Source organism: Paraclostridium sordellii, assembly GCF_000953675.1.
Classification (GTDB): domain Bacteria; phylum Bacillota; class Clostridia; order Peptostreptococcales; family Peptostreptococcaceae; genus Paraclostridium; species Paraclostridium sordellii.
This window is the reverse complement of sequence record NZ_LN679999.1, coordinates 88,022-103,770: the sequence shown is the minus strand read 5'-3', so window position 1 is coordinate 103,770 and position 15,749 is coordinate 88,022. Positions and strand designations below refer to the sequence as shown.

General features: G+C 23.6%; 10 protein-coding genes. 6 read left to right on the top strand and 4 right to left on the bottom strand.

The features are described 5' to 3' along the window. Positions 1-88: 88 nt before the first annotated feature. Positions 89-451: a hypothetical protein gene (locus tag ATCC9714_RS17200; RefSeq protein ID WP_021127572.1), complete on the bottom strand. Its 363-nt coding sequence runs from the start codon at positions 449-451 to the stop codon at positions 89-91. A 225-nt stretch (positions 452-676) separates the two neighbouring features. Between ATCC9714_RS17200 and ATCC9714_RS17195 the strand changes: the two genes are divergently transcribed. Both ATCC9714_RS17195 and ATCC9714_RS17190 read left to right on the top strand, forming a co-directional pair. Beyond that, entirely contained in the window at positions 677-1,090 is a 414-nt protein-coding gene (locus ATCC9714_RS17195) for an RrF2 family transcriptional regulator (RefSeq protein WP_054630240.1), read from the top strand. A gap of 552 nt (positions 1,091-1,642) precedes the next feature. Beyond that, the gene (locus tag ATCC9714_RS17190; protein WP_054630239.1) at positions 1,643-4,804 is read left to right on the top strand and encodes an immunoglobulin-like domain-containing protein; all 3,162 of its coding nucleotides are present in this window, start codon (positions 1,643-1,645) and stop codon (positions 4,802-4,804) included. Between the two features lie 855 nt (positions 4,805-5,659). On the opposite strand, the gene ATCC9714_RS17185 is transcribed toward ATCC9714_RS17190, so the two are convergent. Next, on the bottom strand, positions 5,660-7,093 hold the full coding sequence (locus ATCC9714_RS17185) for an RNA polymerase sigma factor (protein WP_054630238.1): 1,434 nt from the start codon (positions 7,091-7,093) through the stop codon (positions 5,660-5,662). A 225-nt stretch (positions 7,094-7,318) separates the two neighbouring features. On the opposite strand from ATCC9714_RS17185, the gene ATCC9714_RS17180 reads away from it, so the two are divergent. From ATCC9714_RS17180 to ATCC9714_RS17170, 3 genes are all read left to right on the top strand, one after another. Continuing rightward, positions 7,319-8,047, top strand: coding sequence for an EAL domain-containing protein (locus ATCC9714_RS17180; protein WP_054630237.1), 729 nt, complete (start codon positions 7,319-7,321; stop codon positions 8,045-8,047). 641 nt (positions 8,048-8,688) lie between these two features. After that, complete coding sequence (locus tag ATCC9714_RS17175) at positions 8,689-9,309, top strand: RNA polymerase sigma factor (RefSeq protein ID WP_021122173.1); 621 nt, start codon at positions 8,689-8,691, stop codon at positions 9,307-9,309. 283 nt (positions 9,310-9,592) lie between these two features. Beyond that, positions 9,593-12,841, top strand: a complete 3,249-nt coding sequence (locus tag ATCC9714_RS17170; RefSeq protein ID WP_208872237.1) for an immunoglobulin-like domain-containing protein — start codon at positions 9,593-9,595, stop codon at positions 12,839-12,841. Between the two features lie 371 nt (positions 12,842-13,212). Here ATCC9714_RS17170 and ATCC9714_RS17165 read toward each other — a convergent pair whose 3' ends face one another. Both ATCC9714_RS17165 and srtB read right to left on the bottom strand, forming a co-directional pair. Then, entirely contained in the window at positions 13,213-13,752 is a 540-nt protein-coding gene (locus ATCC9714_RS17165) for a hypothetical protein (protein ID WP_021121942.1), read from the bottom strand. A 491-nt stretch (positions 13,753-14,243) separates the two neighbouring features. Further along, the gene (gene srtB, locus ATCC9714_RS17160) at positions 14,244-14,954 is read right to left on the bottom strand and encodes a class B sortase (RefSeq protein ID WP_054631306.1); all 711 of its coding nucleotides are present in this window, start codon (positions 14,952-14,954) and stop codon (positions 14,244-14,246) included. A gap of 401 nt (positions 14,955-15,355) precedes the next feature. Between srtB and ATCC9714_RS17155 the strand changes: the two genes are divergently transcribed. Continuing rightward, positions 15,356-15,661: a hypothetical protein gene (locus ATCC9714_RS17155; RefSeq protein ID WP_021121936.1), complete on the top strand. Its 306-nt coding sequence runs from the start codon at positions 15,356-15,358 to the stop codon at positions 15,659-15,661. Positions 15,662-15,749 lie beyond the last annotated feature (88 nt).

Below are 15,749 nucleotides of genomic sequence, written 5' to 3'. Positions count from 1 at the left end.
CTTTTTTTATTTACAAAAATATCACTTATAGCAGTTTTAAATTTTAATATCTACTAGATATTAAAATTTAAGTTCCCATATATAATGTTTAATCATTATAGTAATAGAACTTATATCTTCTTCCACCTAATATTCCTCTAGGAATATAAACATAAATATTTTCTTTTTTTATACCGGTATAATTTTCTGCTTCATATACAGAGTTAAATATAATTTCATTATTATTAAGAGTATCTATAACTTTAATCTTTTTAAAATCTCTATTATGCTTATTTGAAGATTTTTTTAATGAACCACTATCTGGATCAATTTCTAGTGATTTTTTATCTGAAATATCAAATAAATTTAAAGCACGATTATGATTTAGGTCTGGATTTAATATACAGGCCATTAAAGCTAAATAATTTCTTAATGTTAAATCATCATTAAATTGATTTTGAATAAATGTCATGTGTATAGTTCATCTCCTTAAAATTACTGTCTTAGAATATAGTTATAATTTGTAAATTTTTGTAAATACTTATCATATAGATAAGAGTCAAAAAAATATATTTTAGTTCATTTAAATTACTAAAAAAGTAAAAATTATTTATTAAATTCTAGAAAAACTGAACCTTTTTAAACTTAAAATATCTTATATAAATGTGGAATTTAAATAGAAGTGAGGTTTATGGTTATGAATAAAATTAGAAATGATGTAACGTATACAATAAAGGCTTTGATGTACTTGTATGAAAATCAGCAATTTAAGAATATAAGAGCGGGAGAAATAGCAGAAAAAGAAGATATTCCTATTGATTTTTTATATACTATATTAAGAAAATTAAAAAAACATAATTATATAGAAATCACCCCAGGAGTAAAGGGAGGATATAAATTAGGAGAGAGTATAAATGAAGCAACATTATTAGATTTAGTTAGTGTTATAAGTGGAGAGATTAGCATACAAAACTGCTGCATAAAAAATAAACAATGTAAAAGATACAATAGATGCCAAATAGAGCGGGAACTTGGAAGAGTAGAAAAAATATTTAAAAAAGAGTTAAGCAGAAATAAAATAATAGATTTATTCAAGAAAGGAATTAAGTAAAAAAATTAAGTAAAAAAATGATCATTTAGGTTAAACCTAAATGATCATTTTTTATTATACTCGTAAAGTTTTATTAAGGTCACTATAAATAGATTAAAATTTAAAAATTTTATATATTACTAAAGTTGATAGATAACTACTTTAATTATAAATTGATTAATTTAATTTACTATTGGTAGGTTAAAAATATTGTAAATTTAATTTATACATAAAATTAATAAATTTTATATAAAAAAAGTGAACCTTTTTTATATAAAATAGCACTTATATTTATACAAGTAAAAATAAGAGTAATTTTAGTAAATTAATATGTAGAACTACGTTAATTACTAGAGTTAATTTAAAAATACTATAAACTTAAGTTGCCCATAAAAAAATGGGTAAATAGTTAGTGTAGAGGTATTGTCTTACTTATATAAAAACAAAGCAATATCAAATAAATTGAAAGAATAAAGAGGGTAAAATATATGATGAAAATTAAGAAATAGGAACTATAATTCAAAGGATTAGAGTAATTAGGAAAAATGAATTATTTTAAGGTAGGTGTAATAAATGAAAAAAAGAAAAAAATCTATTATGAAAAAAGTAATTGCAGGGGCAATTACATCAACAATTATTATACAATTAGCTCCAATAAGTGCATCAGCAAACGAAGAAGTTAATAAAAATAATATGAAAAATATTGAATTAAAAAATAAAAAAACTGATGAAGTAGATAGTAATACAGATTTAAAAGAGAATGAAGAAATTATAGAGAAAGAAAAAGATATAGATTCAAAAGATTTAGAAAATAAGAAACAGGCAGTAGAAGAAAATAAAGTAGGTAAAGACTTAGATTCTGTAAAAAAAGAAGAAAACAATGTATATACTATAGATCCAGAGGTTAAAAATGAACCTAAGATGAAAGGTAGTTCGAGAACTTCACAAAATATATTAGATATGCTTAATTTAAAAATAGATACTAGCAAGGATTATCAGTTTGGAGATGTATTAAAAATAAATATAAGTTTAAAGAGCAAGACTGATGCTGCAATACCTAAGGGGACTAAAATTAAATTAAATATACCTAAAGAAGCAATAGATTATAAAAAAGTTAATTATTATCCAACTAATCCAGCAATTGATTTAATTCCAGATGAAGTCAATAGTTCAGTTACATTGGTTTTTAATCAAGAGTTTTTATTTAGAGGTGATATTAATATTTCTATAGTATCTAATATACTAAATAATCCAGGAAAATATAATGTATCAGCTAAATTAATCAATGATAGTGGAACCATTAATAATATTCCATTAGATGGAGATATTTTGACTATAATACCTCCAACTGCTTCAATTATGGGACTATTTGACCCATATTGGGATGGAAGTAACTTTACTGGTAAAGGAACATTAGAAAATGGAGCTATAGGAGGTCTATATTTACCAGATTCAAATACTATTCCATTAAAAGCTACATATAATGGATCTGGAAAACTTGGTCCTTATGATAATGTAACTCTTAATGTAAAAATGGATAAGGGGCAAACATTAGTTAGGGATTCAGTAAAAATAGTTGATCAAACTAATGGTAAAGATATTACAAATACTATGAAAATAACACAGAACTCTGATGAGTTAATAATAAATACTGGAAAAGTCCAGGTGGATACTGTATTTGAAGTTTTATTCACAACTAAGGTAGATAGTTTTGCTAAAGTATATACAACGCAATTTGGAGCTATATCTAACACTGGTGAAAAAGGTGGATTTCCAATTAGTTCAGGATTTATACAAGGATATATAGGTGCAATACCAAAAATTGTAGCAGCAAATAAATCTGTTTTAATAAATACTATAAAGGATTATAAAGAGTTTTTACTTAGTGGAGTTACAGCTAATGATTTAGAAAGTGGAAATTTAACAGATAAAATAACAGTAGATGATAGTAAAGTAGATTGGAACAAACCAGGAGTATATCCTGTAACTTATTCAGTTGAAGATAGCGATGGAAATACAGTATCAAAAACAATTGAATTAACTATAAAAAGTAATGATAAACCGGTAATAAGTGGGGTAGATGATATAAGTATAAAAGAAGGAACTACATTTAATTCAATGACTGGAGTTACTGCAACTGATACTGAAGATGGTAATATTACAAAAGACATTAAAGTAACTGGTACAGTTGATACAGACAAGCCAGGTAAATATGAGTTAACTTACACAGTAACTGATACAGATGGTAATACTACTACAGTTAAAAGAATAGTAACTGTAAATCCTAAGATGGTAGATATAAATAATATACCTGTGATAAATGCAGAAAATAAAATAATAAAAGTTGGAGATAAGTTTAATCCAATGACAGGAGTTACTGCCAATGATAAAGAAGATGGTAATATTACTAAGGATATTAAAGTTATAGAAAATACTGTAGATACAAGTAAACCAGGAACATATAAAGTAGTTTATGAAGTAACAGATAGTAAGGGAGCTACATCTACTAAAACTATAACTGTTACAGTAAGAAGTAACGATAAACCAGTAATAAGTGGGGCAGATAATGTAAGCATAAAAGAAGGAACTCCATTTAATCCAATAACTGGAGTAACTGCAACTGATACTGAAGATGGTAATATTACTAAAGATATTAAAGTAACTGGTACAGTTGATACAGACAAGCCTGGTAAATATGAATTAACATATACAGTAACTGATAAGGATGGTAATACTACTACGGTTAAAAGAACTGTAATTGTAAATCCTAAGATGGTTGTAATAAATAATATACCTGTAATAAATGCAGAAAATAAAACAATAAAAGTTGGAGATAAGTTTAATCCAATGATAGGGGTTACTGCTAATGATAAAGAAGATGGTAATATTACTAAAGATATAAAGGTAATAGAAGATACAGTTAATACAAGTAAAGTAGGAACATATAAAGTAGTTTATGAAGTAACAGATAGTAAGGGAGCTACATCTACTAAAACTATAACTGTTACAGTAAGAAGTAACGATAAACCAGTAATAAGTGGAGCAGATAATGTAAGCATAAAAGAAGGAACTACATTTAATCCAATGGATGGAGTTACTGCAACTGACACTGAAGATGGTAATATTACTAAAGATATTAAAGTAACTGGTATAGTTGATACAGACAAGCCTGGTAAATATGAATTAACATATACAGTAACTGATAAGGATGGTAATACTACTACAGTTAAAAGAACTGTAATTGTAAAACCTAAAATAGTAGAGATAAATGCAATTCCAGTAATAAATGCAGAAAACAAAACTATAAAAGTAGGGGATAAGTTTAATCCAATGGCAGGAGTTACTGCTACAGATAAAGAAGATGGCAATATTACTAAGGATATTAAAGTTATAGAAAATACTGTAGATGTAAATAAACCAGGTAAATATGAAGTTATATATCAAGTAACGGATAGTAAAGGTGCTACAGTTACTAAAGGGATAACTATCACTGTTATAAGTAATAACCTGGATAAAAATACAGACAATAGCACATTGGAAGAGAATGCCAACAATAAAGGTGAAAGTAATACGGTAGAAATAAATAAAGATAAAAATTCACAACAAAACAAAGCATCAATTACAAGTAATGGTAACTCAAATAATCCTCAAACAGGAGATACAGGGGCTATAGGATATTTAGGATTGTTTGTTGCTGCATTAGCAGGATTATTTATAAATAAAAAAAATAAATAAAACTTTCTTTTACTATAGTCGATTTAGAAGTACTAAACTTTATACTATCTTATTAATTAAAATAAGTTATTAATAAGATAGTATAGCTATATAATATTGTCCTATGTTAATTATTTTAAGACTTAACAGAGTAGATATATAGAAAAATAAAAATAGTAGCCAAAAGTACAAGTAGGTTGTATAGAGGTATACTATTTTTATTTTTATTATTTAAATTTTATGTAAAAATAATATGTGCTCTCAAGGGTAAATTATATAGTTAAGAAATTTAGATGAATTTATTAATTTGAGTAAATTATCTTAAATATAGATGAGGTATACGTATATATTAAATACTTTATTTATATCATAAATAAGATGTGCCCCCGGGGGACACATCTTATATCTTTTACTATCACTCTATAATATATACGATTATCTAAAATTAAAAACTACTTCATAGATTAAAATTTTATTAATTTGAGTAAATTATCTTAAATATAGATGAGGTATACGTATATATTAAATACTTTACTTATATTATAAATAAGATGTGCCCCCGGGGGACACATCTTATATCTTTTTACTATCACTCTATAATATATACGACTATCTAAAATTAAAAGCTATTTCATAGATTAAAATTCTATTAATTTAAGTACTTTATCTTATATATATAGATGAAGTATACGTATACTTTATCAAATTTATATGTTTTAAAAGGGCTAATATAGTGGATTTAAATTCTGAGTAAGGTATTAATCATAATACTGTAAAATACAATTTAACTTTCGTAATTTAAAAAGTCTTAAAACTTAATTCACGAGCATATTTCATTATAAAAATAAATACCACTAACTATACTTAATATAAGAGTTAGAAACTTTTAATAGTATATATTACTTCATTACCAGCACTATCAGATACTATCAAGTATAAAGGTTTATCATCAACATTTATAACAATAGAATTATTAGCTTTATCAATTGATTTTATATCAACAGATTTTCCACTAGAATCCTTTAGAAAAACTTTGCTAAAGTCAATGTTAGCAACAGAATCTTTTAATTTAATTGTAAGTTCATTGTTATTAAATGAATAGTCACTTATATCAGGACCATCAGTATCAATACATGATACTTTAAACTTCTTTTCAATAGTTGAGTTATTTTTAAACTTTATAAATAAGTTATATTCATCATTTTCATTAATTTTAAATCTATATACAGATGAGTCTATATAGCTACCCAAAATTTTCTCACCGTTAGATTTTTCTATATATACATCATTTGAACTTGGCTTTCTTTTAAACTTAATATCTATAAAAATAGGTTTATTTGTAGGTTTTGATATATCGCTTATAAATATATCTGCATTTTTATAACTACCAAGTATGTCCATATTTTTTTGGACATTATTTTTTTCATCAACTATTATATTATTATTTGGATTGCTTTTATTAATATCTAAATTGCTTAAATCTTTATTAAAAGGATATTTAACAATACCATATGTACAAATTAAAGCAGTAGTTAATACAATAGATGTTGTTAAAGAAAAGGGCATATAATTAGCTATATTGTACTTAGAGCTAGGTTTAAACTCTATATTATCACTTGATTTATTATCTGATTCATTAAGTACGGTTTTAAATAAGTTTTTAGATGAATCATAACTTAACATATTATCGTTAGATGCTTTTTTGAATAAAGGATAAAGTAAAAATGCATAAAGTTTTGTACTTTTTTCTTTTTCACTAACATAAAGTTTATGTAAATTTTTCTTTGCGTTATTAAGTCTACTTTTAACAGTACCCTCAGATATATTTAGAACATATGCAATTTCCGAAATTTTCAACTCTTCAAAGTATCTTAATACTAGTATAGTAGAATGTATCTCAGATAATTTGTTAATTAAACTCATTAACTCGTTACTATTTTCCTTTGAAATATAGGAATCTAAGGGATTAGTATCTTCAGATTCATCACAAGCTATGGGAAAAATATTATCAGAACTAACTTCTCCAAGTTTCTTTGTTTTAGAAATCTCACGAATACAGTAGTTATATGTTATTTTATTTAGCCATGCTAAAAACAATTTTGGGTTTTCTAACTTATTAATTGATTTTAATACAATTATAAAAACTTCTTGAACGGCATCTTCTGCCATTTGTTTATTTTTTAAAATACTTAGAGATAAAAAGTAAACTTTTTGATATGTTAAAGAGTATAAATCAGCAAATGCTTGAGTGTCATTATCTTTAACTTTAGATACAAGTTTAGCTAATTTTATGTATTTTAGACCATTCATTAAAAATCACCTCTATTCTTAAAAATTAAACTATTTTCTTAAACAATAGTTTAATTATACATCAATCATAAATTTTAGTGAAATTTACTAGAAAGCAGATAATGTTAAAATTTAAAAGAAAAGTTGGAAATAAATAAAAAAATGTAAGGAAAAGTGAACTATTTCAATAAATTTCATATCTTAAGTATAAAACAGAAGTTAATATTATATGTGGAGTGGATGATTATGAGAAAAGAGTCAATAAAATGTTTAAATATATTGTATCAACCTAAAGTCAATTTGAAGAATAAGAAGATAACTTCTTTGGAGGCTTTATCTAGATTTAAAGATGAGAAAGGTACTTTATTAAATACTGAGGAGGTAATAAATTTAGCTAAAAGCGTAGAAGAAAAAAGGCAGTTAACTACATCGGTATTAAATATAGTTATTAAAGATTTATCTAAAATGGAACTAGAACTAGATAAATTGATTTTAATTTCTGTAAATATAACATCTATAGAAATTGAGTGTGATAATTTTGAAGTTTGGATAAATAAAATATTTAGTAATGAAAATTTGAAATATATACCATATATTGAGTTTGAGTTAAGTGAGAAAAATAAAATAGAAAATAGTTTAAATATGAAAAGAAAAATAAAATTTTTAAAGAATAAAGGGTTTAAAGTATCATTTGATGACGTAGGATCTGGATTTAATAAAGTTGAGATTATAGATAAGTATAATATGGATTTGATTAAAATGGACAAGTCCATAATAAAAGATATAAAAAATAATAAGAAGTTGATAGATATGATTTGTAAAACAGCAAAGGAGAAAGGATTTGAGGTAGTAGCAGAAGGTATTGAGGATATGGAGACCTATATGATTTTAAAGAATTTAAACTGTGAATTAGGACAAGGATTTTATTTTCATAAACCGAATTCATTCCAAAATATTTTAAAATTATTAGCTTAAGTAGTATTACTTAAATAATAATTAAATACCCTATATTTGATAAATTTTAATTAATATAGAATATATTTATAGGGTATAACTTTCCTTTTACCTTAATCATGAAAATACATTTTTAATACAGTAATTTCATATGTTTTTCTATAAACTTGTTTTAATTTTAAATGAAAAGTATAGTAAAACATACAACTCTTGAAATAACAAGAAATACTAGATAAAGTAAAATAGATGATACTATTTTTTAGTATCATCTATTTTTAATTTGTTTGGAATTTAATTTCTTTGAAAATCAGTAAAAAAATACTAATATAAGGTTAAAAGAATTATATCAAAGTTTATATTTATAAAAAATACTAAAAAATATTTTTTATATAATAAAACAATTTTTATACAACTTTATTTTAAAATATTAAGGCATAGATTGCATATAGTCTTTTTTAGTTTTGGTATACAAAATTACTACAACATTAATAGTAGAATTAATATGATTATACCAAAAACAAAATAAATTAATTATTTTATTTTGAAATAGTTTTCATTCATTATTTTTATATAAAAATAATCTTAAGTTTTAGATATTACAAATATTCATTTGCTAAAAGGGTATTTAATTTAATAGTAATATTGTAAGAGGTGATTAAAAAATGATGAATAGAAGTTATATTAAAATGGGGAATCTTGTAAATAAAGTTAAAACAGGAGATCTACAAGCTTTTGATGAATTATATTCATTAACTTATAAAAAAGTGTATTTTTTAGCATTAAGCATCTTAAAAAATAAATCCATGGCAGAAGATGCTACACAGGAAGTTTTCATAAAGTCATTAAAATCAATTGATCAATTAAAAAATCCAAAGTTATTTTTATCATGGATAAATAAAATAACATATAACTATTGTATGAATGAATTTTATAAATTAAAAGACATTGAACATAATAACATTGATAATGTATTTCCTATGATTAGTTGTAGATGTAAATATAATGATCCTTTAGAAAACTGTATATTAAAAGAGAATGTCGAAGAATTGATGAATTTAATTGGGCAACTAACTCAAATACAATCTACTGTTTTAGTTCTACGATACTTTGAAGGATTAAAAATATCAGAAATTGCTTATGTTTTAGATATACCAGAAGGAACAGTTAAAAGTAGACTTAGTAAGGCAAAGAAAAAACTTCATAAGTTGTATACTTATGATATGAATAAAAGAGAAAGTACAAGATATGAAAAGTTAGATTACTTGAGACAAAAATGCATTTAATTATATATATGAAATTGTAAATATCTATAAAAATTTTATAGATATTTACAATTTCATGTTTTAGTTAAAATTAGTTTTTTAATATTTTATTATAAAAAAAGAGAGATGATGTTATTTTAGTGTCATCTATTTTTTCTGTTAACAATTATACCTTTAAGTAAAAAATAAATTTCAAAGTTTAGTTTTATTTTTTATATAAAGAATTTATTTTATAAAAAAGTGAACCTTTTTAATCATAATTATGTCTTATTTATATAATAATTTGAATATAAAGGAGAAAAATATGAGCAAAAAAGTAAGAAAAGTAGTAGTAGGAGCAATAACAACGACAATGATTATGCAATCTATGCCTTTAGATGTATTTGCATATAATGAGGATAATAAAGTTATTGAATCAAATACAGAAAAAACAAAAGATACTGTTGAAGATAAAGATCAATCTAATGCTGAAGAGAAGGATAAAACTAAGGAAATTAATTCAGAACTTAGTAAAATAGAAATAGATAAACCTGTATCTTCAGATAAAAATGATGCGGATACAATGAATAAGGAAGAATCAACTATAAATAAACAAGAAAATTCTACTGAAGTGACAACAAATGAAGAAAATACAAATACAAAATTAAAAAAAGAAGATGATATTAATACAAAAAGTGATGAAATAGTCACTATACCTGATTCAAACTTAAGAAGTAAATTAACTGCCGCTTTGGGAGAAAAACCTGATGCTCCCATAACTAAATCTAAACTGAAATTATTAAAACGTTTAAATCTTAGATCTTCATCTATCACTAATTTAGAGGGGATAGAATATTGTACTAATTTAACTCATTTAGAGGCAAATAATAATCAAATAAGCGATATAAGTGTATTATCCAAGTTAAGTAACTTAACTCATTTAGAGTTAAATAAAAATCAAATAAGTAATATAAGTGCATTATCTAATTTAACTAATTTAACTGATTTGAGTTTAAGTGAGAATAGAATAAGTGATGTGAGTGAGTTAAGTAATCTAACTAAGCTAACTACTTTGTATTTATCTAAAAACCAAATAAGTAATATAAGTGCATTGTCTAATTTAACTAACTTAACGACTTTAAGTTTAAATGTTAATAATAGAATAAGCGATATAAGTGCATTATCTAATTTAACTAATTTAACTGCTTTGTATTTATCTGATAACAAAATAAGTGATGTAAGTATATTATCTAATTTAACTAAGTTAACTAATTTGAATTTAGCTAATAATAAAGTAAACGATATAAGTGTATTATCTAATTTAACTAACTTAACTGATTTGAGTTTAGGCAATAACTTAATAAGTGATATAAGTTCGTTAACTAAGTTAACTAATTTAAATCTGATCACTTTACAATTTAATAGAATAAGTGATATAAGTGCATTATCTAATTTAACTAACTTAACTTATTTAAATTTAGGTAATAATAGAATAAGTGATATAAGTGCATTATCCAAGTTAACAAAGTTAACTAATTTAAATTTAGTGGATCAAAAAATATCTTTAAAAGAAGTTCAATCAAAAGGAAATTTAGCTGAGATAAAAAATAATGTAAAAAGTGTTGATGGATCAATAGTTAGTGCAACTAACGTAAGTAATGGAGGGGTATACGATTCAAATACAAATCTAATAAAATGGAATAACATAACGAAAGATATTAATGAAAGCTATAGTTTTAGTAAAAACGTAAGTATAGGACATAGTAATGCTATATTTTCAGGGATAGTTCAACAGCCAATTAAATATAAAAGTAATGATAAACCTGTAATATCAGCAAACAATATAACTATAAAGGCTAACAGTCCAATAAACCTATTAACTGATAAAGCTATAGAATTAAAAGCTACAGATAAAGAAGACGGTAATATAACTGATAGAGTTACTGTTAAAAGTGATGGTGGTTTAAATGTAAAAGATCCTAAAGTTGGAACTTATACAGTGATATATACAGTTACAGATGATGATGGTAATACTACAGACAAATCTATAACTGTTATTGTAAGAAGTAATGATAAACCTGTAATATCAGCGAATAATATAACTATAAAGGCTAATAGTCCAATAAACCTATTAACTGATAAAGCTATAGGATTAAAAGCTACAGATAAAGAAGATGGCAACATAACTGATAGAGTTACTGTTAAAAGTGATGGTGGTTTAAATGTAAAAGATCCTAAAGTTGGAACTTATACAGTGATATATACAGTTACAGATGATGATGGTAATACTACAGACAAATCTATAACTGTTATTGTAAGAAGTAATGATAAACCTGTAATATCAGCGAATAATATAACTATAAAGGCTAATAGTCCAATAAACCTATTAACTGATAAAGCTATAGGATTAAAAGCTACAGATAAAGAAGATGGCAACATAACTGATAGAGTTACTGTTAAAAGTGATGGTGGTTTAAATGTAAAAGATCCTAAAGTTGGAACTTATACAGTGATATATACAGTTACAGATGATGATGGTAATACTACAGACAAATCTATAACTGTTATTGTAAGAAGTAATGATAAACCTGTAATATCAGCGAATAATATAACTATAAAGGCTAATAGTCCAATAAACCTATTAACTGATAAAGCTATAGGATTAAAAGCTACAGATAAAGAAGATGGCAACATAACTGATAGAGTTACTGTTAAAAGTGATGGTGGTTTAAATGTAAAAGATCCTAAAGTTGGAACTTATACAGTGATATACACAGTTACAGATGATGATGGTAATACTGCAGACAAATCTATAACTGTTATTGTAAGAAGTAATGATAAACCTTCTATAAATGGGGCTGATAATGTAAGTATAAAAGAAGGAACTCCATTTAATCCAATGGCTGGAGTTACTGCAACTGACACTGAAGACGGTAATATTACTAAAGATATTAAAGTAACTGGTACAGTTGATACAGACAAACCTGGTAAATATGAATTAACATATACAGTAACTGATAAAGATGGAAATACTACTACAGTGAAAAGAATTATAACTGTAAATCCTAAGATGGTTGTAATAAATAGTATGCCTGTAATAAATGCAGAAGATAAAACAATAAAAGTTGGAGATAAGTTTAATCCAATGACAGGTGTTACTGCTATAGATAAAGAAGATGGCAATATTACCAAAGATATAAAGATAATAGAAGATACAGTTAATACAAGTAAAGTAGGAATATATAAAGTCGTTTATGAAGTTACAGATAGCCAAGGTGCTAAAACTACTAAAACTATTACTGTTAATGTTATAAACGGAAATATAGAAAATAGTACTATTAATAATAATAGCTCTAGTGGAACCAAACCATCTGGTAATACAAATAATATAGATGTAAATAACGAAACAACTACGAATAAACCAAATAATTTACATCAAAATAATAAAGTTGTTTCAAATAATAATTTAAATCCTCAAACAGGTGATGCGGGAGTTCTAGGATATTTAGGAGTAGGACTTGCATCTCTAACAGGATTATTTATTAATAGAAAAAATAAAAATAAAGATAGATAATAAAAAAGAATATAACTTAAATTTTATAATTTAAAATGTATTGTCTTATATTTAAATAAATTAAAGCTCTTAGATCCGAAATAAATGAACTCTAAGGGCTTTTTTATATACATTAAGAGATTAGATTAAGTTAAAAATAAATAAAATTCAAATATATATTAGAACTAAAAAAGACTAATTGAAATACTCTAGGGGGTGATTACAATTAGTCTCTTTTATTAAGTTGGGTTTATAAATTTTTTGAAACAAATATAATAGTAGGATTAATTTAATTATATCAAAAATTTAAAAAGTTAATTATTTTACTTTTAAATAGTTTCTATTGGATATTTCTATTCAAAAATAGAATATAAATTCAAGAAAGAATAAAATTAAATAGTTCTTATTACTTTATTTTTCAATTGTAGATTTTTATTTTCATGTTTTAATCTCTGAATTTCTTGAGACTTTAATTGAGACTGTAGACGTAAACAATCTCTTTTTTCTATAACTTCTTTTAAATTTTGAATTTCATATTTAGTGCAAGTATTTATATATTTCTCTTTTAATATATCTAAGTCACTTTCTTCAAATTCAGAGCATAAGTTACTTCTAATACTTTTTATATCTACAACGTGCTTTTTATTTTTGGCTATAACTTTTAAAACCTTTATATTTATAAATGGAGTTCCGTTTTTATTTTTTAAAATTTGATAAACACCATTTACAAATAAAATTTGTTGATCTAACTTACCATTTGTTAAGAACTGGGTATGTCTTTGAGAAAATTCTAGGACTAGAATAGACGTAAATACATGGTCATTACCAGGAGTCTTTGTAATCAGTCTACTTTCACCACTGTCTAAAATTGATAAATTTTTTATATCACTACAATCAATTGCTAAATTTATGTACGTGTCTATGATTTTCATATTTTATGATACTCCTTAATATACTTATTTGATTTACTATATAAAAAGAGTATATATATCAAAAAAAGGTTCATAATTGATACAAAATTAGTTAAAATAACAATACTTAAATTAAAATTTATAATAAAAAAATTAAATTATTCGTATAAAAAGATGAAGTAATATAAATTTGAAATAATGACTATAATTTCCTAGTTGATAAACAATATAAAATAATTGAAAATGAAAGTTAAACTTTAATATAATATATAATAAATATACATTTTTTTACATTTAGATAGTATTCAATAAGAAAGAAGTTAGTAGACATATTAACTTCTTTTTTATTTTAAGCATTAAAAATTAATTAATATAAATAAAAATATAATAGTTATTTTATTTATTAAACTTATCACTTAAACTTTGATATATTTAAATTGGTAATATTCTTTAATGTTGCTTTATGCAAAATTTTCTAAAACAATAAAAAATCACCTAACATAGGTGATTTTTTATTGTTTTGTATTTGTAGTTATTAATTTACCATGAACTACAGTTCTTGCATTATCAAATTCATAACTACAAGTAGATAATGTTATTATCTTGTCGCTATCGGTTACATCTACATTAGATTTAAATAATGATTTACTTCTTATGTTTTCAATATATTTTTTAAAATCTTGCGAAGTATCAAAATTTGTTGTTAAGTAATTATATTCTCCGTCTATTGTATATACAGAAAAGATTTCATATATGTACTCTTTATTATCTTTTATTATTCTGATTTTGTTATTTTCATTAAAAAAGTTTTCATTTTTAAATTTTATCAAATTATTAAACATAGTTTTATTTTTCATATTATGACCATATAAAATTATATTTTGAGAATCTTTATTATCTCGATAATCCATAAAAATGCTTCCAGAACTACTTATATTCTTATAAAAATCATGGTTTAGATAAAAGCTATTATTTTTATATTGAACTACAGGATAATTAATATTAGTATTATCAACCTTTAACCAAAATTTAAAATCATTATTTATAGAATAGAGAGATTGATTTTTTTGTGAATTATCAGTTTCTTCATAAGTAGTACGAAGTTGATTATAAGTATTAGATGCTCTTTTATAATCTGAGAGTTTAATATATATATTGAAACCACTATATACAAGTATTAAAATTAATAAAATGTTTATTACTATTTTAAATATTTTTTTCAATAAAAAAACCTCCTGTTTAATGAATATTATATCAAAAAACATACTTAGAATAACTATATAATTGACTAATTTAAATTTTATGTATAAATTGTATTACTAGTCTATAGCGTATAAGATATAAAAGAAATTTTTTATTGATATATATTAATAATATAAAGTCAAACCTCGAACTGTAGAGTATAAATTTAGTAGTTACTAGACCTATTAACTAGCAAAAGGAGTGATATACCTAATATCACTCCTTTTTAATTTATTTAGAAAGGTAAGTATAAATTAGCTATGTAGATTTGCCTTAATGTCTATCTATACTATAAAGTAAACAATAGTAAATTAAAAAGGATATCGATTTGATTAAGTAGAAATAGTTTTTTAAGTGATAATTAGTATGTAGGTGGTGTTTTATGTTTAAGAAACTAAAGAAAAATGATTTAAATTGGACTGCTAAATATATAAGAGATTACAATAGTATGGTTGCTTTCTATGAGAAACAAATTGAAGAAAAAAATAGGATTATAGAATCTTTAGAAAATGAAATTAATACCATTAAACTTAAATCTAATAAGAAATCTATTTCAGATAATGATGTATCAAAAATTTTAAAATTAAAAGAAGAAGGCAAATCATATAGTTTAATTTCTAAAGAAACTGGTTGGAGTAAAGCAACTATATGTAGAGTTATAAATAATAAAAAAGAGTTATATTATTAATGATTCAATTTAAATTTGAGTTTATAATTAATTAATATATAGCACTAATTTAATAAATATTGCTTATATTATTTTAAGATTAGTTTAA